This window comes from Phytobacter sp. V91 (genome assembly GCF_965644225.1).
Classification (GTDB): Bacteria; Pseudomonadota; Gammaproteobacteria; order Enterobacterales; family Enterobacteriaceae; genus CBFFRJ01.
Map to the genome: position 1 here is coordinate 1 of NZ_CBFFRJ010000341.1, position 337 is coordinate 337.

Consider the following 337-nt stretch of genomic DNA (forward strand, 5'->3'; position numbering starts at 1 on the left):
CCATGGTGCGTGACAATACAAAATGGGCGGCAGGTTAGCTGCCACCCATTGACTTTAAACACAGCTGCTCTCCCCAAGGGGCGAGGGAGAAAGGCAAGTCCCCTGCCCGGGAGAGAGGGATAGGGGCAAAACCTTACAGCACCGATCTCGCGACTTTCACTACGTTTTCAGGCGTAAAACCATACAGCGCAAACAGCTGTTCAGCCGGAGCAGATTCGCCGAAGGTGGTCATGCCGACGATAGCGCCGTTCAGGCCGACATATTTGTACCAGGAGTCAGCGATAAGCGCCTCCACGGCTACACGAGCAGACACCGCTTTTGGCAGCACAGATTCACG

General features: G+C 56.1%; 1 protein-coding gene. It reads right to left on the reverse strand.

The features are described 5' to 3' along the window. Positions 1-133: 133 nt before the first annotated feature. Positions 134-337, reverse strand: a 204-nt coding sequence (locus ACSZO4_RS25950) for a transketolase-like TK C-terminal-containing protein (protein ID WP_437891944.1), incomplete at its 5' end; no start/stop codon positions are given.